General features: G+C 41.8%; 16 protein-coding genes. 12 read left to right on the top strand and 4 right to left on the bottom strand.

What is annotated here, in order from left to right; genetic code table 11:
• Nucleotides 1-6: 6 nt before the first annotated feature.
• The 3 genes from CWC29_RS24135 to CWC29_RS16540 form a co-directional block, all read right to left on the bottom strand.
• Complete coding sequence (locus CWC29_RS24135; RefSeq protein ID WP_128727197.1) at nucleotides 7-678, bottom strand: helix-turn-helix transcriptional regulator; 672 nt, start codon at nucleotides 676-678, stop codon at nucleotides 7-9.
• Between the two features lie 273 nt (nucleotides 679-951).
• Nucleotides 952-1,113, bottom strand: a complete 162-nt coding sequence (locus CWC29_RS16545; RefSeq protein ID WP_161568686.1) for a hypothetical protein — start codon at nucleotides 1,111-1,113, stop codon at nucleotides 952-954.
• Nucleotides 1,114-1,168: 55 nt separating this feature from the next.
• On the bottom strand, nucleotides 1,169-1,330 hold the full coding sequence (locus tag CWC29_RS16540) for a hypothetical protein (protein WP_161568687.1): 162 nt from the start codon (nucleotides 1,328-1,330) through the stop codon (nucleotides 1,169-1,171).
• A gap of 615 nt (nucleotides 1,331-1,945) precedes the next feature.
• Between CWC29_RS16540 and glmU the strand changes: the two genes are divergently transcribed.
• The 10 genes from glmU to CWC29_RS16490 all read left to right on the top strand — a co-directional run bounded on the left by glmU (nucleotide 1,946) and on the right by CWC29_RS16490 (nucleotide 13,545).
• Entirely contained in the window at nucleotides 1,946-3,307 is a 1,362-nt protein-coding gene (glmU, locus tag CWC29_RS16535; protein ID WP_138524553.1) for a bifunctional UDP-N-acetylglucosamine diphosphorylase/glucosamine-1-phosphate N-acetyltransferase GlmU, read from the top strand.
• A 159-nt stretch (nucleotides 3,308-3,466) separates the two neighbouring features.
• Complete coding sequence (locus CWC29_RS16530) at nucleotides 3,467-4,711, top strand: HlyD family secretion protein (protein ID WP_128727199.1); 1,245 nt, start codon at nucleotides 3,467-3,469, stop codon at nucleotides 4,709-4,711.
• 17 nt (nucleotides 4,712-4,728) lie between these two features.
• Complete coding sequence (locus CWC29_RS16525) at nucleotides 4,729-6,867, top strand: peptidase domain-containing ABC transporter (RefSeq protein WP_128727200.1); 2,139 nt, start codon at nucleotides 4,729-4,731, stop codon at nucleotides 6,865-6,867.
• 155 nt (nucleotides 6,868-7,022) lie between these two features.
• Nucleotides 7,023-8,213, top strand: coding sequence for a hypothetical protein (locus CWC29_RS16520; protein WP_138524551.1), 1,191 nt, complete (start codon nucleotides 7,023-7,025; stop codon nucleotides 8,211-8,213).
• Between the two features lies 1 nt (nucleotide 8,214).
• Nucleotides 8,215-9,282 (top strand): sensor histidine kinase, encoded by a 1,068-nt coding sequence (locus CWC29_RS16515; protein ID WP_128727202.1) that lies wholly within the window; start codon nucleotides 8,215-8,217, stop codon nucleotides 9,280-9,282.
• On the top strand, nucleotides 9,251-10,039 hold the full coding sequence (locus CWC29_RS16510) for a LytR/AlgR family response regulator transcription factor (protein ID WP_138524549.1): 789 nt from the start codon (nucleotides 9,251-9,253) through the stop codon (nucleotides 10,037-10,039). The genes CWC29_RS16515 and CWC29_RS16510 overlap by 32 nt, the downstream gene beginning before the upstream one ends.
• 238 nt (nucleotides 10,040-10,277) lie before the next feature.
• Complete coding sequence (locus CWC29_RS16505; RefSeq protein WP_138524547.1) at nucleotides 10,278-10,862, top strand: hypothetical protein; 585 nt, start codon at nucleotides 10,278-10,280, stop codon at nucleotides 10,860-10,862.
• Nucleotides 10,863-10,878: 16 nt separating this feature from the next.
• On the top strand, nucleotides 10,879-11,574 hold the full coding sequence (locus CWC29_RS16500; protein ID WP_128727205.1) for an ABC transporter ATP-binding protein: 696 nt from the start codon (nucleotides 10,879-10,881) through the stop codon (nucleotides 11,572-11,574).
• Complete coding sequence (locus CWC29_RS16495) at nucleotides 11,574-12,791, top strand: ABC transporter permease (RefSeq protein ID WP_138524545.1); 1,218 nt, start codon at nucleotides 11,574-11,576, stop codon at nucleotides 12,789-12,791. The genes CWC29_RS16500 and CWC29_RS16495 overlap by 1 nt, the downstream gene beginning before the upstream one ends.
• Nucleotides 12,784-13,545: an outer membrane lipoprotein-sorting protein gene (locus CWC29_RS16490; protein WP_138524543.1), complete on the top strand. Its 762-nt coding sequence runs from the start codon at nucleotides 12,784-12,786 to the stop codon at nucleotides 13,543-13,545. Before CWC29_RS16495 ends, CWC29_RS16490 begins: the two co-directional genes overlap by 8 nt.
• Nucleotides 13,546-13,751: 206 nt before the next feature.
• Here the strand turns inward: CWC29_RS16490 and CWC29_RS16485 are convergent, their stop codons facing one another.
• Nucleotides 13,752-13,949 (bottom strand): hypothetical protein, encoded by a 198-nt coding sequence (locus CWC29_RS16485; protein ID WP_128727208.1) that lies wholly within the window; start codon nucleotides 13,947-13,949, stop codon nucleotides 13,752-13,754.
• 284 nt (nucleotides 13,950-14,233) lie between these two features.
• On the opposite strand from CWC29_RS16485, the gene CWC29_RS16480 reads away from it, so the two are divergent.
• Both CWC29_RS16480 and CWC29_RS16475 read left to right on the top strand, forming a co-directional pair.
• Complete coding sequence (locus tag CWC29_RS16480; RefSeq protein WP_128727209.1) at nucleotides 14,234-15,439, top strand: lanthionine synthetase C family protein; 1,206 nt, start codon at nucleotides 14,234-14,236, stop codon at nucleotides 15,437-15,439.
• An 8-nt stretch (nucleotides 15,440-15,447) separates the two neighbouring features.
• Nucleotides 15,448-18,576, top strand: a complete 3,129-nt coding sequence (locus CWC29_RS16475; RefSeq protein WP_138524542.1) for a lantibiotic dehydratase — start codon at nucleotides 15,448-15,450, stop codon at nucleotides 18,574-18,576.
• The last annotated feature ends 44 nt before the right edge of the window (nucleotides 18,577-18,620 follow it).

Below are 18,620 nucleotides of genomic sequence, written 5' to 3'. Positions count from 1 at the left end.
TAAAATTTAAATGATGTTTGTCACGACGCACTTCGCGATAGCTTGAAGTCGGTTTGAGCTATTAGTCTTTTCAATACAATTGGATAGATGGAAATTTACGGTACGTTCAGAGACTCCCAATATTTGACTAATTTCCCATGAAGTCTTTCCTTCACAGGCCCAAAGTAAACAGTCTCGCTCGCGTTTGGTGATAGCAACAAGGCGTTGTTTAGCTAGCTTGATATAAGCGTGTATGAGATATGTAGCAATGGACGACCAATACCAGCAAAGGTGCTCAACGTCATGAGGGTCTTGAATTTGTAAAAGAAATGCACCGTGTTCATTGTGTCCAGCATGTACAGGTAATAGATATAAATGCTGAGGATATAAGCTGCCAAACTGACTCAGTGAAATGGGAGAGGACTCATTGTGACAGTATTCATGTATCTCTTCGCTGAGCAGTAGTTGGTTTATTGCACTGGGCGGATTGCCATATAGTTTGCATTCAACAGATGTTGGTGTTGTGTGCTCAAAAGCGATGAATGCTAAAAAGCTAGGTGCTGACATCGCTTGTAGCTTTGTGACTAGACTGCGAAATTCAACTTCATTTTTTACGTTGTTTATCTCGTTAATCATCTCATTAAACACGGTCTGATTGTAAATCCCTGCTGTTGCCGGTGTCATGCTTACTAAACTCATGCGTGATGCTCCGCTATTTGAAAATATATTGTGTTTACGCTTGATGGTGCGGATCACTGGCTGCTGTGAGTTATCGCGCCTCGAAAGCGTTGTTTTCAAAAAATGTATTGACGTTACACCACTATTAATGAGTCGAGTCATACCAGCTGGTAAACGTTTGTTGTTTAGGCTTTGGCCTTTGTGCTGTTAATTAACGCCTGTTTTATGGTTGTATTCTCTACAACGAGTACCCCTAGCACTTAAGTGATAGGTTTGCTCTGTCAATGTCCTACATTAGTGAATTTGAGCTGATGGCAACGTAACCGTTGTATCTGAGCTATCGCCTGGCAATTTTGTTATGGTGCCGCCGTTGATTAACTTAGTCATATTGACAGGAAGGCACTTGTTGTCTTGGCTTAAGTTTTTGATGCGTTTCTTTGTGATTGCTAGTTTCATGGTCGTGTCCTATGTATTTTGTTGTTTTTATTGAATGTTGTTATTGAGTTTATCGTTAGCGTATTTGAGCTGATTGCAATGTAACGGTAGTGTCTGAGCTATCGCCTGGTAACTTTGTTATGGTGCCGCCGTTGATTAATTTAGTCATATTCACAGGAAGACGTTTGCTGTCTTGGCTTAGGTTTTTGATATTTTTTTTAGTAACCGTAAGTTTCATTTTCTTATCCTTGTTAATTATTTATTGTTGTGTAGAGCTTATAAATTTTTATTTCTTAGCTTGTTAAGTGAGGAGTTGCTGTACCCCGTAACTTGATTCTTAAGTTAGCAAGGTTTTTTCAAAAATTGATTATTAGAAAGTTATGATTTGTATATAAGGTTCTGGTATAAGCTTTTGTTTTATAAGCTTTGTTATCTTACAAAAGAGTTTAATTAGAACTTTCCAGTGAGTTTTTCGCTGTATTTTTGCTTTTTATTGCTCTCGTACAACTGTCAAAGTGAAGTCTTGAATGTAAAGAAGTTAGTTGAGGCGTTAGGAGAAAATAGCGTATTGAGCTAGAGATATTGCAGTAAGAGCTAACGGTGCACTAAGCGTCATTGTGATAAGTAACGGTACCTTAGTTATATCACTTTAGTAATTTCTTATGTGCGAGCAGCCGCTTTTGGTGAACATTCAGCTTATGACTATCAATTGAGGTAAATTTAGTTAAAATATTCGCAATCATTTCTGAAGCAAATTATACACTGCGAGTAAGTTTGGCTGGGCACATGGAGTGGCAGTCTTAAAGTGTGTGATATGTGTAGGGGATAGCAAATAAAAAAGGATTCATCATAGATGCCATTAAATACAATTATTTTAGCTGCGGGTAAAGGCACGCGCATGCGCTCTAAACTACCAAAGGTACTTCATCTTATTGCTGGAAAGCCGATGGTTCAACATGTCATCGATAATGCTGTGTCTCTTGGGGCGCAATCGACCAATTTAGTATTCGGACATGGAGCGCAGCAACTACAAGCTGCCTTGGCACATAATGAAGTAAACTGGGTTCATCAAGCAGAGCAGTTAGGTACAGGTCACGCGGTAGCGGTTGCGAAAGAGCATATCGGCGACGATGATAAAGTGTTAGTCCTCTATGGTGATGTACCACTGACAAAAAAGAGTACGTTACAGCGTTTGCTGGATGTGACGCCAGATGACGGCCTTGCTGTACTCACTGTTGATTTAGCAAACCCAGCGGGTTACGGCCGTATGCTACGGGAAAATGGTAAATTAGTGGGCATCGTCGAACAAAAAGATGCTTCTGATGAACAGCTCGCCATTACTGAAATCAACACCGGCATTATGGCTGCTAATGGTAAGCTTTTGAAAAAGTGGTTGGGGCAGCTATCAAACGAGAATGCACAGGGCGAATATTACCTCACTGACATCGTTGCAATGGCACACGATGAGGGAATAGAAATTACCTCAGCACAACCAGACGATAAGATGGAAGTTGAAGGTGCGAATAACCGCGTACAACTTGCTGCCTTAGAGCGTGCTTATCAGGCTTGGCAAGCAGAAGCCCTGATGATTAACGGTGCAAGTCTAGCTGACCCTGCTCGTATTGATGTGCGTGGACAGGTAACAACCGGCGAAGATGTTCAGATTGATGTTAACGTGATATTTGAAGGTCATGTTGAAATTGGCGATGATGTCGTCATTGGTCCTAACTGTGTACTCAAAAATTGTAAAATCGGTAATGGTGTAGTGATTAAAGCCAATACTCTTATTGAGGATGCGTCAGTCGCTGATAAATGTACTTTAGGCCCTTTTGCTCGTTTGCGCCCTGGTGCGATCATGGAAGAAGACTCTCATATTGGTAACTTTGTCGAGATGAAGAAATCTCGCCTTGGTAAAGGTTCTAAAGCTAATCACTTAACCTATCTTGGGGATGCTGAAATTGGTGAAAAAGTGAATATTGGTGCAGGGACTATTACTTGTAACTACGATGGGGTGAATAAGTCTAAAACTATTATTGGCGATAACGCGTTTATTGGCTCAAATTCTTCGCTAGTTGCACCAGTTGAAATTGGTAGCACAGCAACGGTTGGTGCAGGCTCTGTGATTACTTCAAGTGTTAAAGATGAACAACTAGCAGTTGCGCGTGGAAAGCAGCGAAATTTAGATGGTTGGCAGCGTCCAATTAAAAAGCAATAAGCTGATTTTATATTTATTATCATAGAGATAGTATAACACTTCTTAGAATAGAAATAAGGCAAGTATGACTTGCCTTATTTCATTCCTTTCTGTTACTACCCGTGGTACATTGTATTTTCAATAAAAAAATATTAACAATAATATTACCCAATAAGTGCTATGGAAAATTTATTTCGCCGTGAGGTGTTAGAGCATAAGCAGCACCGCTTAGAGGGCACAATTAGCTTGATCCAACCGCCTGTATTTAAAACGTTAGGGTTACTTATTCTAGTGGTTGTGGTTTTAAGCATCGTGTTTCTATCTAGTGGTAGCTATACCAGAAAGGAAAGAGTATCTGGCGTCATCGAACCCAGTGGCGGATTGCTGCGCGTTGCAGCGATGCAACAAGGTGTTGTGTCTGAGGTGTTGGTTAAAGAAGGTGAAGAGGTGATTGCGGGGCAGCCGTTGCTGCGTATTGCATCTGCAAAACATAGCACCGAAGCCACCGAATTAAATCAAGCTTTACTTAATCAGTACCGGTTCCAACAAAAAAATCTATTACAACAAATAGAGCAATTGCGAGGTCAATATCAACTTGATATTGAGGAGTTGCAGCAGCAAGAAAGCACTGCAAAAGAAAAGTTAAGTGAACTTGAGAGTCAAGCCACTACGTTCCAAGAGCGGCTACTACTTAATCAAGATTTAGTATCGCAAATTGCAACACTAAAAGGCACCGGATACATCTCTGAGCTTGAGTTGCAGCGCCAGAAAGATACTTTGCTGTCGCTAAAGCAGCAATCGTCTTCCATCCGATCGGAACGCATTGCACTGGAATCGCAACTTAAAAACATCAAAAATCAATTGGCTAAACTGCCCATAGAACACCAAAACCGAATTTCTCAGCTGCAATCGCAACAAGCTGACCTGCTTATCCAAATCTCATCCATTGAGCAGGAGCGACTTGGTGAAGTTCGTGCGACTCAGTCAGGGGTAGTGACAGGATTACTGGCAAAGTTAGGTAAAAATGTTTCTATGGGTCAACATTTACTTACCCTGATCCCCGAGCATAGTGATATGCAAGCGATAGTTTATATCCCAACCTCGGCCTTTGGTTTTATCAAAGAAGGACAAGAGACAAAACTGCGTTATCACGCTTTTCCTTATGAAAAGTTTGGCATTTACAAAGGAAAAATTGTAGAGCTCAGTAACAGTGTGATTTTACCTGAGGAAACTAATATGCCGGGTATTATTAAGGAGCCTGCGTATCGCGTGGTTGTTGCACTTGATGAGCAAGCGGTTAAGGCATACGGTAAAGATACCGCATTGAGAGCAGGAATGACACTTGATGCCGATATTGTGGTAGAAGAACGCTCATTATTGCGCTGGTTGTTTGACCCAGTATTTAGCATCAAAGGCCAATTATAAGAAGTAAAAGGGTTGATATGGAAATGGAACACGAAGGCGCAGCCAATAAGTTAGAGTTTTGGTCGCGGAAATCTTTACCAGTGATCATTCAATCAGAGGCAGCTGAGTGTGGTCTTGCAAGCCTTGCCATGGTTGCGGGATATCATGGTTACCATACTGACTTAACACGCTTAAGACAGCGTTTTAGTATTTCAATTGAAGGTTGTACGCTACTCGACATAATGCACTTTGCTGAAAAGCTGCACTTAACCTCAAGACCGCTGCGAATTGAACTTGAGGATTTAGATGCGCTGCAAACACCGGCAATTTTGCATTGGGACATGAATCATTTTGTGGTGCTTAAAAAGGCCAACGAAAAGCGCATAGTGATCCACGACCCAGCTGGTGGCGAAAAGACCTTTACGATGGAAGAAGCTTCTAAGCACTTTACTGGAGTGGCGCTTGAGTTAACGCCAACCAAAGAGTTTGAGAAGAAAGAGCGAAAGGCCAGTTTGAAGTTCTCCGATTTTTGGAGTCGTATTACTGGCTTAAAACGTTCATTGCTACTTATTTTTATGCTTTCCATTTTGCTACAAGTATTTACGCTTGCAGCGCCTTATTATATCCAACTCGTTATAGATGATGTCATACTTACAGGGGATACCTCATTATTAACCGTGCTTGCAGTTGGTTTCTTTTTAGTCCTATTGTTTGAAATTGCCACCAATGCACTGCGAGGCTTCACCTTGCTGCATTTTGGTAATCAGATGAATATCCAATTAGGTGCAAATTTATTTCATCACTTAGTGCGTTTACCCATCGCTTATTTTGAAAAGCGCCACATGGGAGATGTTGTTTCTCGCTTCAGTTCGCTACAACAGGTAAAGCAGCTCCTTACAACTGGTGTCATTGAAGCGATTATTGATGGCTTAATGGCGATTATCACCTTGGCGATGATCTTTTTTTACAGCCCCATGCTATCGGCTGTCGTGTTGGTAGCCGTTATCGCTTACGCTATTATTCGTATCGCTATGTATAAGCCATTTCGCAATATCAGTGAGCAGGAAATTATGGCTCGCGCAGAAGAAAACTCTAACTTTATGGAAACAGTGCGCGGGATCCAAACGATTAAATTATTCGGCTCTGAGGTAAAGCGGGAAGGACAATGGCAAAATCGCTATGCTAGCGCAATTAACCACAATATCCGCTTGGGCAATTTTAAAATCGGCTATGATGCGATTAACCGCGCGTTATTCGGTATCGAGAATATTATTGTGGTTTATTTGGCGGCACATTTGGTAATTGCTGGTGGATTTAGTACCGGTATGCTATTTGCTTTTATGTCGTATAAGCGTCAGTTTATGGATAAGACTGCAAACCTAATAGAAAAGCTGATTGAATTTAAGATGCTTGGTTTGCACTTTGACCGTATCGCCGATATCGCTTTGACAGATAAAGAAGAGTTGCAACCAGATCAATACCGCAAGCTGAATATTGAAGGCAAGATTGAGGTGAAAAACATCTCTTTTGCATACTCAGATGCGACCCCCAATGTCATAGACAAGCTTAACTTGACAATCAATGCGGGTGAATCCGTTGCAATTACTGGGCCCTCTGGTTGTGGTAAGTCGACGTTGCTCAAACTAATGTTAGGTCTGAATAAGCCCTCTAGTGGAGATATATTTGTGGATGGTGTGCCGCTTAGCCAAATTGGGGCGAGACAATACCGTCAGCAAATCGCCGCGGTAATGCAAGACGATGAGTTATTATCAGGTACAGTGGCTGATAATATCGCCTTTTTTGATACTCCGATTAATATGGAAAAAGTGGTGCACTGTGCCCAGCTTGCAGCCATTCATGACGATATTAGCGAAATGCCTATGGGCTATGATAGTTTGATTGGGGACATGGGCTCGAGCTTATCTGGGGGCCAGAAGCAGCGGATCATCTTGGCACGTGCCCTGTATAAAGACCCTAAGATTCTGTTTATGGATGAAGCGACAAGCCACCTTGATACTGGTTTGGAAGAGGATATCAATGAAGCCGTATCACGGTTGAAAATTACCCGCGTGATCATTGCACACCGTAAAGAAACCATCGCCTCGGCAGATCGGGAAATTAAGCTCAAAAAGCCAGAAAAAATAGACGCGGAAATGGAAACGTCTGCGTCTGAATAGGCTGTGGGAGCGAGCTGGTCCCAAGCTTGCTCCCGTTTAGTGTTCTTAAACCGTTTATCACGCTAATTCACCATTTATCTTAACATTCTACTTTTTATCGTTTGGCCCCCAATTGTTGGTAGCAAGTCGTATGCTACTCACATTTGGAGGGCATAATGCAAAAACTAATCAACTACTATTTACTATCAGCCATTCTCACTTTGTTAAGTTACTCAGCAAATGCAACCGTTGAGTTTGATACTGCTTGGCGCATGAACGTACAAGAGCTCAATGCCAGTAACAGCCGAATCTTTGATGAAAAAGACACGACGTTCTGGTTTACTGCTCTCGATGTTAGTACTGAGTTTAATGGGATTAGAGTTGCGGCCACTGCAAACTGGATGACAATGGCTGGAGTGTCTGAACTCGATGTAGACGTTTCGGAGGCTTATTACGATTTGATGTTGGGCGATTGGTTTGCGTCAGTCGGCAAGAAAAAACTGGATTGGGATGTTGGTTATGGTTTTCGACCTCTCGATATGTTTTCTCCTACCGATTCCCTTGCGGTCTATACCGCAGTGCCGCCTGGCACTTGGATGGCGGTGGGAGACTATTTCACCGAAACAGGTAGTGTCAGCCTATTGTGTAACGAAACTGTCCCTGATTATTTAGAAAAAGGGGCGAAAGTGGCAGCAAGCTTTGGCTGTGGTGGTCGTTATTATCGATACTTTGAAAATTTTGAAGCTCAGGCCGTTGCGCACTATGACGAGAAATTAGGCGCAAGAGTAGGCGGTAGTGCTGTTACTGTTATCGGTGATAGCATGGAAATTCATGGCTCATTACTTTGGCAGCAAAGGCACAGGATGCCAGTTTTTGACCCCCACACTTTGCAATCAGACAGCTTTCTTCCTTCAGTTCAAACGCAATGGCGGCGTGGTAGTCTTCAAGCCTTAATGGGTATCAATTACAGTTTGCGTTTTGGGGTGACGTTAATTGCTGAGTATTGGTACGATGGCCGAGCACCGGGTAATGGGCAGTGGCGCAACTTGATTGCGGCTGCAGATGGTAATATAGAAAGTCATCAATTACGGGTAATGCGCGGGCATTTTGCAACCCAAAATTTGTTTAGGAATAATCTGATGCTGCACCTGAGAACTACCTCATCGACAGTGTGGCAGCCTGCGTTGACTTGGGTTGTAAACCCTAATGATAACAGTATGTTGATTGATGGGAAGCTATGCTACAGTGGCTTTAAACATAACTCACTGTGTGGCGGTATTCGGCAGTATGCCGGTGATAATGAAGCTATCTATAAGCAGCTTAGCTTTGGCAGGACATGGTACTTTTCTACGGAACTAAAATTTTAATATGAGTCAGACTGAAGGGGCACCGATTAGTGGTAACCATTGGAAAAAAAATGTTCGATTGGCATTGATATGTACACTCATCGGGTTTGCGATTTACGCCATAGGCTGGGCTAAATATCCGATAATTTCGGTGCTAATATCGCTCGGGATTGGTTTTACCATTCGATTATCACGAATTTGGCTGGCGACAAATTACCCTAACATGAAGTTGGCTACACAATATTCGGTCGCATTGGTTTTATCATTTTTAGTTTGGGGTGTAACACCTATCCTTTTAAATGTAATAAAGAACTCAGGTGGTTATGTTGATGACTTACAGCAGTACTTAGGGGTGTTTGTTGTTGGTGGTTTTTTCATGATTGTGGTTAGCTTTATTTATTACCGCAATGAGCAAACCGCACAATTAAGACGCGCTCTTTATCAGTTCGAGCTAGACCAAGTGCAAAAAGATAAGTTATTACTAGAAACCCAGCTGAGGCTACTTCAATCTCAGATTGAGCCGCATTTTCTTTTTAACACACTGGCGAATATCCAAGCGTTAATTACGATTGACGCGAAACAAGCGAGTAAAATGCTGTCAGCATTAACTGCTTTGTTGAGACATAGCCTAGACCGGACACATACACAGTGGCTGACACTTGGTCATGAACTCAGATTTAATCAGGCTTACTTGGACATACAAAAAATTAGACTAGGCGAACGTCTGCATATTGAGTACGATGTCACCGATAAAGTCACAGATGATATTTTGTTTCCGCCAATGTTGCTGCAACCGATCATAGAAAATGCGGTAACTCATGGTATTGAGCAGATTAAATCCGGTGGTATGCTGAAGCTAATAATACAGCGCACTGAGCAGAATGTGATTATTGTTGTGTCGAACGATTGTAATATCGGGGGCAGTAAACGAAAGGGCACGAATGTCGGCCTGAAAAACGTGCAACAGCGAATGGAACAGCTTTATGGGGATCAAGCTAAGCTGGTTTATGACGATAGCCAAGTGGGACAGGTTCGCGTAACTTTGGAGGTACCCATTAATGTCTCAACGGATAAAAGCGGTAATCGCTGACGATGAGCCTATTTTAAGAGCACATTTAAAAATGATGCTGGAAGCCGTCTGGCCAGAGCTGGATATTGTTGGTCAAGCTGCGGATGGTGAAGAAGCATTAATGCTCGTTGAGGCTTTTTCACCTCAAGTTGTGTTTTTGGACATTAGCATGCCTGGCATAGATGGGTTAGAAGTATCGCGGCAACTGTGTGAACACGCACAGCCGCCTTATGTTGTTTTTATCACGGCTTATGATGCGCATGCAGTGGTGGCTTTTGAGAATCAAGCGATTGATTATCTATTAAAGCCCATCGAAGAATCTCGTTTAGAGCGAACTGTTGAACGTCTGCAAAAGCTAGTACTCCAACAATCTCCCGACTTAAACCAAAAAGCTCAACTCAGTGAGATGTTTGAAGAATTGATCGGAACCACTCAGGCAGCCGCAACAAGCAGCCACCTGAAATGGATCAAGGCTAGCAAAAATAATGAGCTTCACGTCGTTAACACCTCAGATATTGAGTATTTCATTGCTGATAATAAATACACTGAAGTGCATACTGCGACAGATACTTATTTGATAAAAACAGCAGTTACAGCACTGGAAAGTGAGTTAGATCCAGAAGTGTTTTGGCGTATCCATCGTAATTGCATCGTCAAAGTTGAAAAAATTCAACGTGTTACTAAAGATGAGCTTGGTCATGTTTACATAGACTTAAAAGATAGCAGTGATAGATTGGCGGTAAGTCGAAAATATCAATCGCTTTTTAAGCAGATGTAATATCCTTTCAGATGCTAAAAGTGTGATCTTTAGCATCTCAAATCTAGATATTCCGCGAATTGAATCATGGATAACGGCGGACCCGGCCTTAGATTATTTCAATTTTTAAACTGCACTTCACTTTATCTTTAATATATACCATTTATCCCACCTAAGCGCAGGTTATCACCTTATTTACTGTTATCGGTTTTCTTTTCTTATGATGTTCATATCAACAGAAAAACACAGGGTAATAGTGATGACAAACCAATTAATCATAGCAAGTGCAATAACAGCAATGGGCTTCTTAAGCTTAAACGTCGAAGCCTCAAATGCTATTCCTGAGCAGGTAATCGAAGCCTACCAAGCGGGGCTACAAGGCTCGCAAGAAAAAAATCAATTCGCTTTTAATGCACTGAAAGAAATTAACGAAAAAGCACCAAATCCAGTTGCTCTGGCGATGTTAGGTAGCACAGAGACGACACAAGCTCGTTATACCAATAAACCATGGCAAAAAATGCAATACGCAGAAAAAGGGATTGCGAAGTTGTCTAGAGCAATCAAGCAGGCTAAGTCTTTACCTTATTCATTGCGAGCACGAGTTAATGTAACTGCCGGTTGTACTTTTGCTCAGGTTCCAAAAATGATGAATCGCGCAGAGCATGGAAGTTACTTGCTGAACAAAGTAATCAGTGAAAGTGAGCAGTTTAAACAGTTAGAGCCTGCTTTACAGGTTAGTGCGTACCGTTGTGCGGCAGCAGCTGCTGAAAAATTAGATGATGCTGAGCAAGCAAAATCGATGGTGGAGCTGGCACAAAAGCTCCAGTTAGTTAGTACTAAATAACCACAAGGATGCTTATATGCTTCGTTTTGAAAATATTCGAAAATCTTATACGACAGGTGACGTAACTGTCGATGCACTTAAGGGGGTTGCTGCGCATATTCACGCTGGTGAAACCGTTTCTCTGTGCGGGCCATCGGGTAGTGGCAAATCAACGCTACTCAATATATGTGGATTACTTGATGAGCGGTATCAAGGAGAGATTTGGATTAATGATCGGCCAATTCCAAAGCAGAAAAGCGCATTGACCCAAATTCGAAGAGAAAAACTGGGGTTCATATTTCAACGCTACAACTTAATTCCTGTGATGTCGGTGTTTGAGAACATCGAATATCCGTTGTTAATGTTAAACCTTAATAAACAGCAAAGAATGGATAGAGTTGTCGAAATTGTTCATAAAGTTGGCTTGAAAGATCATATATCTAAACGTCCTGACCAGCTTTCTGGTGGTCAACAACAACGTGTCGCGATAGCTCGAGCATTAGTAAAGAAACCTGAATTAGTTATCGCAGATGAGCCCACAGCAAACTTGGATACACCCACAGCGAACATGGTGATGGATCTAATGCGTGATCTAGGTAATGACATGGGTACAACATTTATTATTGCTACTCATGATCACCGGATGACGGATCGCTGCCATCGAGTATTAAATCTTGCTGACGGGCACATCACAGAACAGTTACAACAAGCAGATAACAGGAGAGCAGGATAATGCGTTGGGTTGTATTTGCATTTTTTAACGTACTGAGAAACGGACGACGTTCACTGTTCACAATTTTGGTTGCCGCGGTAGCGGTGGCGGCTATTTTAACGACTAGTGGATTTGCACTGTTTACCTACCAATCTTTAGCTGAGAAAGCAGCAAGAGATGAAGGTAACTTTATAATTACCCATAAAAAACAGCTAGAGCAAGAAGAAGATATGCCGTTGCAGTACGGTTTGGCAGATACTGAACTGCTAAAAAATCAATTATTAGAAGATGAAAGGGTAAAGAGCGTTTTACCTCGAATCAACTTTAATGGACTCGTTTCAAATGGTGAAAAAAGTTCTATTTTCATTGGGTTAGGAGTTGAGCCAGAAGAGTTTATGGTGAAAGGGCCGTTCTTAACAATGCTATCTGGTCAGGCATTATCGGATTTTAGTGACTCTGAAGCCGAGTCACAAATTGTGCTAGGTAAGGACTTAGCTCGGAGTTTAAAAGTGGCTGTTGGTGATTATGTGACGCTAATGTCGACGACCACGGATGGTGCGCTAAATGCCTTAGATTTTGAAGTTCGAGGGATTTATACAACAGGTGTGCCGGACTTAGATAAGCGCCAGCTATACATTAAACTGAGTGACGCCCAATCTTTACTCTACACTGATAAGGTTAGCTCGCTTTCTGTCTACTTATTTGACTTGAATAATACTCAAAGCGCGATCGCGCAATACGAGCCAAGAGTTCCGGCTTTGGCCTTTGTCCCTTGGTGGGAAAGAGCATTTTACTATCAATCAGTTAAAGATTTATATAACCGTATCTTTGGCCTATTGGGTGGAATAATGGTGTTACTGGTGTTCTTTTCTATCTCAAACACAATGGCGATGACGGTGACTGAGCGCACTAGGGAAATCGGGACGGTAGCAGCAATGGGATCTTATCAATGGGAAATCATCAGAAACTTCATTCTTGAGTCCAGCATCATTGGTTTCTTGGGCGCAACAATTGGCATTGCTATTTCGGCCCTCGTTGCTTGGGGTCTCGTTTATTTGGGGTTAGAAATGCCACCACCTCCAGGCAGTAATCAAGGGTATCCACTTACTATTACGTTTTCATGGGAAATTGCGTTGAGTGTAATGTTAATAATGATTTTAGTTTGTGTATTAGCGGCATTTAAGGCGGCATACAAAGGTAGCACGAAGCCAATAACGGAGGCATTAAGCCATGTTTAATAAACTGACCAAAACTTTACTAACTTTAGCAATATTAGCGGTTGCCTCATCTAGTGTTTATGCTTCACAGCTTATCAAAATAGATGCACAAACCGTGTTATCAAAAGTCGATGCATTTAGAAATGAGTCAGCTTCAGTGAAGGTATCAGCCACAGTGAAAGCTTTTGATGACGACATTCTTAAGCATACAAAACAATATGATGTGTATTCATCGTCATCAAAACGCGCTCTAGTGATTTTTAAATCTGACTCTGAAAAGGGTCAAAAGGTACTGATGAAAGGAAGCGATTACTGGATGTTTATGCCCAAAAGTCGTCGTCCAATTCGAATTACTCCGATGCAAAAGCTGCTTGGTGAAGCATCGTTAGGTGACATTGCAACTTTGAGTTGGAGTGAAGAGTATCACGTTAAAAATGTTGCTCAAGTTAAGGGGGTTATTCAACTTGAATTAAAAGCTAATTCAACCAAATTAAGTTATCAGCGTATCCTACTGGAAATTGATCAAAAAGATTATTTCCCAAAAAAAGCTGAGCTTTATTTGCGCTCAGGTAAACATGCAAAAACGGCATTTTTTGAACGCGGGAACCGCGATGACAAAGTCAAAGTGGTAGCAATGACTTTACAAGACAAAGTGCAAAAAGGACAAAAAACCGTAATTGCTTATGACGCAGTGCAACAGATTGAAGTGCCGGATAAATTATTTAATCCACAGATACTGATCCGTAGTGATTTAGACCAGTTACTTACCGAGTAAGAGCAGGATGTGGAGCCGCCATTAATGAAAAACAAATTGATATATGGCAGACCACTGTCAGCCTATTTCGAAGTGATAATTCCTTAATGCGTTTTAGGTTAAAGGTAATGATTGCTTAAATCGCTTGGAGTGTGGACCTATAACTACTATCCAGCATAGTTTAAATGTAAAGCGAGTAGAGAGCTCCTCCACTCGCTCAATATTGGTTATGGCATTTGGCATGTATGCTCATAGCATGAGCGTGCTTTACCAGTCCAACATTCAATATAAGTGCAACGGTTACTACCTGCTGGTGAAAGTGCTTGCATATCACCACCTACTACTTGTGGGGTCATTTCAACAGGTACTGACTTTCCGTCATTTGAAAGCGCTTTAATGTTCTTTTTGTTTAGCTGTAATTTCATGTGTTTTTCCTTACCAAAATTAAATAGTTAAAAAGTTCCCTTTGTAAATATCCTTTTCCGGACGCTCAGAAAAATAGAGCGGTCAAAAACTAACCTAGTTCCTGTTATAGGTTTTGTCAATATTTATGATAAATGTTTTTTTTTGTGTTTTATATTTGTTTTTGTTTGTGTGCAATTATGTGGTTTTATAGTTAAAGCCAACGTTTGAATTTATTTACACAAAAGGGTAACTTAGCTACAGCGAAGACAAAAATTAAGACGATAGAGTTTTAACAAGGAAAAGTATGCTTAGCTCACTAAATATAGAAAAAAAACAACAAATACAGTCGATAGTCTCAAGCTTGGTTAAGCGAGTTGAATCAGATCTCGATGCGGTTATAACTAATGGTTTACTCAGTGGTTTAGCTGGACATTTATTATTTTTATATCGCGCTTCAAATTACGATGATAGCTGGGTTGACGAAGAAAAATTTCATCAAGCATTAGAAAAATTACAAAACGAGCTAGCGGAGCAAACACCTGAATTAAGCTCCGGGCTGGCGGGTCAAGCTTGGGTGTTGGAGTATTTAAACCAATACAATGATGAAGACTACGACCCTGAACTATTAGATGAAATAGATAGCTTTTTTACCTCTGCACTCGACTTTTCTCCGTGGACTGGAGAGATAGAAATGGTGCTGGGACTTGCAGGCTATTCACCCTATATTGCTCGCCGAGCTAGAAAAACCAAGCAAAGCACGCTATTTAATAGGCTTGTAACTGGATATGAGTCAGTTGCTATTACGATTGATGAAAAACAAATAGCTTGGTCTCAGCCAAAACAGTCGGTTTATCGTTTTGATAAAGAAAACCTTGAACAACATGAGTTTAATCTTGGATTGGCACATGGTGTACCTGGTATTATTGCGGCATTGATCCCTGCACTTTACGATGATGAAGTAAAAGAGCGGGCGCAAAAGCTCGTGGTTTCTGGTTGTGATTGGCTGCTTGAACAACAGAGTCATGCAACTGATAAAAAGGCTTGCTTTGGATCTTGCGCTGGAGATGATTCTCACTCCCGACTGGGTTGGTGTTATGGCGACCTTACAATCGCATTAACACTTGCCAGGGTAGGGCACGCGCTAGATAAACCAAGTTACGTCGACCGAGCATTAGAAATAGCCCTTTTCAACGTTGATAGAGATGAGCATCAAGGACATATTAATGACGCGGGGCTGTGTCACGGCTTCTTCGGGCTCGTCACTATTTATCAGCTACTAAATCAGGTTATGCCACACCCTAAACTTGAGCAAGCTGCGTTACGCTGGCTTGATTACGGTTTGCAGAAATACCAACAAAGTGGCATCGCTGCTCTGTACTCTTACAATGGTCTTGATAAAGCCCACCAAGAAGACTTTAGTTTCTTGATGGGCTTCGCTGGTATTGGTCTTGCGCTAATTGGTGTGCTAGATGATGACCTCGATTGGACCGACTGCTTATTGATGAGTTAAGGAATACTATGTCAGCAAAAATAATAACAGACTCTTTTTTTGTTTTAAGAGCGCCAAAGCTGCCAGTTGAAACTCTGTTCAACCAGCAAGATACGAATGTCATGCTGAGTACATGGCTTGCAACACCGGGTGTTATTGAAGCGCTTTATGTCGCTAGCCCGTCTTTACTCGAACGCTTGGATCAGTGGCGTGAAAAACCCCATTCTAAGCAAGGAAAAAAAGTCGCGTTGGCACTACTGCGATATCTCATTCGAATGTCTTCTCGCGCTACGCCATTTGGTTTGTTCTCTGGCATTCATATGGGGAAAATAGGAGCTGATACTCGACTTGTGAGCGAGAGTGCAGAGCATGATTCCCGTAAAACACGCTTAGATATGTTTTTATTATCGGCGATCCGCTCACATCTTGCTGAAACTGAAGCGAAGTCAGATAAACTGACATATATGCCAAATCCATCTCACTACTTTATTGCAGATCAATGTCGCTATATTGAAACTTATCTCTCGGATGACACCATGCAATACCGTCTTAGCGCCGTGGATAGCGATGAGTATTTCACGACGATGCTGAACTTAGCAAAGCAAGGGCTGAGTCATTCTCAATTAATAGAGCAGTTCTGTAAGCATTACAGTGAAGCTGAGTATGATGAGGTGAGTGGATATCTGGAAGAATTGATCAATGAGGGCATTTTGGTCCCCGATATTCCTTTACCACTGACGGGAGAGAGTCCTGATGTGGCGTTAATTAAGTCGCTGAAGACATTTGCACCACCAGAGATTTCGGCGAAGTTGGAGCGGGCGGTTAATGATCTTGCTGTGATGGATAAAGCAGGAAGTGCCACACCTGAGCAATATCAAAGTATTTTTACTCATCTGTCTGAGCTTCCGGTTAAAGTGCAGGAAAACAAACTCTTTCAATCAGATACTTACCGCGCTTTTTCTGCCTGTGAGCTTTCGCAACAGGAACTCTTAAGAGTCAACAAACAACTGCAAATCGTGGCGAGCTTAAGCCAGCGAAGCAAGCATAATCCATTGGAAAGCTTCATTAACAAATTTAATACCCGGTTTGAAGGTCAGTTTGTACCACTAGATATGATCTTGGATGATGAATCTGGGATTAGTGTTTCCACCGAAACGGGTTATGACGCCCCCTTAGTTGGTGGGTTGCAATTAGGTAATGCTGGTGGAGGACAAACAAATACACCTGAATATAGCGAACTTGATTACATTATAGATCAAGCGGTTTCTCTCCCGAGTAACTTGGGTAAAAGCAGTATAGTACTTAAGAGTAATGAGCTTAAACAGAGAATTAAAAGTAAGGTCGAGCTTAATTTTCCGCGCTCGATGGCTGTGATGCTGAGTTTATTTGAGGATGATAAAGCTAATCCAATCATGAAGTTTAATGGTTGTTATGGACCATCTGCGGCGAACTTGTTGGGGCGTTTTTGTCATCTAGATGACGCTTTAAAAGATTCGGTGATTCAACATTTAGAGCAAGAGCATAATCATAGTGAGCATGTTATTTTTGCTGAGATTGTGCATATGCCTGAAGGACGGCCGGGAAATGTCATTGCGAGACCTCATTTACGTCAGTATGAAATTGTATTTATGGCTGACAGCGCACTAGACCCTGAGTACCAGATCCCGCTCAGCGATCTCTACGTGTGGGTGGAGAATAGACAAGTAAAACTCTGGAGCAAGCGTTTGGATAAACGCGTTATTCCACGCCTATCTAGTGCACACAATTTTTCAGCAAGGAGTTTGAGCGCCTATAAGTTCCTTTGTATGTTGCAGCACCAAGAAGTTGAAACGCCAAGGTTTTCATTGCCTGCCAGTCTGAATAACGCGGCCTATGTACCCCGTATTATGCTGGACAATCTCATCTTAAATGAGAGGACTTGGCGTGTAGAGCGCAAAGAACTGGAAGCCTTGCTGGTTAATCAAAGTGTAGATCAGGATAAATTGAGCCAGCTTAAAGAAAAATACTTGTTGGACGAGTGGGTAAGTTTTGCGGCGGGAGATAATATTCTCACGCTGAATTTAAGCCAAAGTGCGATGTTAGAAATTCTACTGATGGAAACTAAAGGCCGAAATACCGTCGAACTTACTGAAGTACTGACATTTCAACTTACTTCACGAGTAACCGATCAACAGGGCATGCACTATGCCAATGAAATCATTGTGCCTCTACTTAATGAAAGCGCTGCGCCGCTGAGTCATTTTAATGAAAAACCATTAGAGAATATTACCGCGCAACCGATAGCGAGGCGTTTTAGTGCGGGCTCTGAGTGGCTAAGCTTAAAAATATACTCAGGTAACACTATCGTAGAACAGCTGCTCTACGAACAATTACTGCCGTTAATTGAACAAAACAGCACTTTATACGATAAATGGTTTTTTATTCGCTATGGTGATCCTGATTGGCACTTACGCTTGCGTTTCCATGGAGAACCACAGGTGCTTTGTGGTGAGTTACTGCCAAAACTCAATCAATTACTAGCCCCAATGATAGAAAGCACTCAATTACATAAAGTGGAACTCATGACTTATGAGCGAGAAGTCGAACGTTATGGCGGTCCAAAGTCAATGACGTTGGTAGAAAGCTTGTTTATGTTTGACAGTGTACTTATTGCTAAAAGCTGTCAGCTGGTAGAAGAGTTTGGCGAAGATATTCGTTGGCGCGTTGCATTGGCTTGTACTGATAGACTGTTAACGCTGTTTAGTTATGATGCTGAACAAAAGATCGAGTTGATTTCTTCATTGCGCGCCGGATTTGGTAAAGAATTTAATGAAAGTAGTGTGTTGAGAAAGCAGTTGGGTAATCGCTATCGTGATCACCAAGCACAACTTGATGATGACTTTGCAAAGCTCAACGTGTCGAGTGTGACCCAGTGTGACGAAGCTCAACAGGCTATTTTAGCCTTGCTAGAAACGTGGCAGAAACAGGCTGAGCCAGTGGTGAAAGACATTTTGAGCTTAGATCATGAGGGTGCATTAAATTTGAGCATACAATCCCTGCTTAGCTCGCTTCTGCACATGCATAATAACCGCATGTTTAAAGCTTATGGCCGAGAACAAGAGCTTGTTATTCATGATATGTTGAGACGAAAGTACTTTTCGGAGTCTAAAGTTTTTTAAAGGACGACCCTGTAACAGGTTGGCGCACTGCACTAGCCAACCTG

Origin of the sequence: Pseudoalteromonas galatheae, from assembly GCF_005886105.2 — a bacterium.
Lineage (GTDB): Bacteria > Pseudomonadota > Gammaproteobacteria > Enterobacterales > Alteromonadaceae > Pseudoalteromonas > Pseudoalteromonas galatheae.
Note: the sequence above shows the minus strand (reverse complement) of the source record. Positions and strands in the feature narration are given on the sequence as shown.

What these genes read in the sequence shown, in the direction of transcription:
- CWC29_RS24135 (WP_128727197.1), bottom strand. Translation starts at nt 678, where the DNA reads ATGAGTTTAGTAAGCATGACACCGGCAACAGCAGGGATTTACAATCAG.
- CWC29_RS16545 (WP_161568686.1), bottom strand. Translation starts at nt 1,113, where the DNA reads ATGAAACTAGCAATCACAAAGAAACGCATCAAAAACTTAAGCCAAGAC.
- CWC29_RS16540 (WP_161568687.1), bottom strand. Translation starts at nt 1,330, where the DNA reads ATGAAACTTACGGTTACTAAAAAAAATATCAAAAACCTAAGCCAAGAC.
- glmU (WP_138524553.1), top strand. Translation starts at nt 1,946, where the DNA reads ATGCCATTAAATACAATTATTTTAGCTGCGGGTAAAGGCACGCGCATG.
- CWC29_RS16530 (WP_128727199.1), top strand. Translation starts at nt 3,467, where the DNA reads ATGGAAAATTTATTTCGCCGTGAGGTGTTAGAGCATAAGCAGCACCGC.
- CWC29_RS16525 (WP_128727200.1), top strand. Translation starts at nt 4,729, where the DNA reads ATGGAAATGGAACACGAAGGCGCAGCCAATAAGTTAGAGTTTTGGTCG.
- CWC29_RS16520 (WP_138524551.1), top strand. Translation starts at nt 7,023, where the DNA reads ATGCAAAAACTAATCAACTACTATTTACTATCAGCCATTCTCACTTTG.
- CWC29_RS16515 (WP_128727202.1), top strand. Translation starts at nt 8,215, where the DNA reads ATGAGTCAGACTGAAGGGGCACCGATTAGTGGTAACCATTGGAAAAAA.
- CWC29_RS16510 (WP_138524549.1), top strand. Translation starts at nt 9,251, where the DNA reads ATGTCTCAACGGATAAAAGCGGTAATCGCTGACGATGAGCCTATTTTA.
- CWC29_RS16505 (WP_138524547.1), top strand. Translation starts at nt 10,278, where the DNA reads ATGACAAACCAATTAATCATAGCAAGTGCAATAACAGCAATGGGCTTC.
- CWC29_RS16500 (WP_128727205.1), top strand. Translation starts at nt 10,879, where the DNA reads ATGCTTCGTTTTGAAAATATTCGAAAATCTTATACGACAGGTGACGTA.
- CWC29_RS16495 (WP_138524545.1), top strand. Translation starts at nt 11,574, where the DNA reads ATGCGTTGGGTTGTATTTGCATTTTTTAACGTACTGAGAAACGGACGA.
- CWC29_RS16490 (WP_138524543.1), top strand. Translation starts at nt 12,784, where the DNA reads ATGTTTAATAAACTGACCAAAACTTTACTAACTTTAGCAATATTAGCG.
- CWC29_RS16485 (WP_128727208.1), bottom strand. Translation starts at nt 13,949, where the DNA reads ATGAAATTACAGCTAAACAAAAAGAACATTAAAGCGCTTTCAAATGAC.
- CWC29_RS16480 (WP_128727209.1), top strand. Translation starts at nt 14,234, where the DNA reads ATGCTTAGCTCACTAAATATAGAAAAAAAACAACAAATACAGTCGATA.
- CWC29_RS16475 (WP_138524542.1), top strand. Translation starts at nt 15,448, where the DNA reads ATGTCAGCAAAAATAATAACAGACTCTTTTTTTGTTTTAAGAGCGCCA.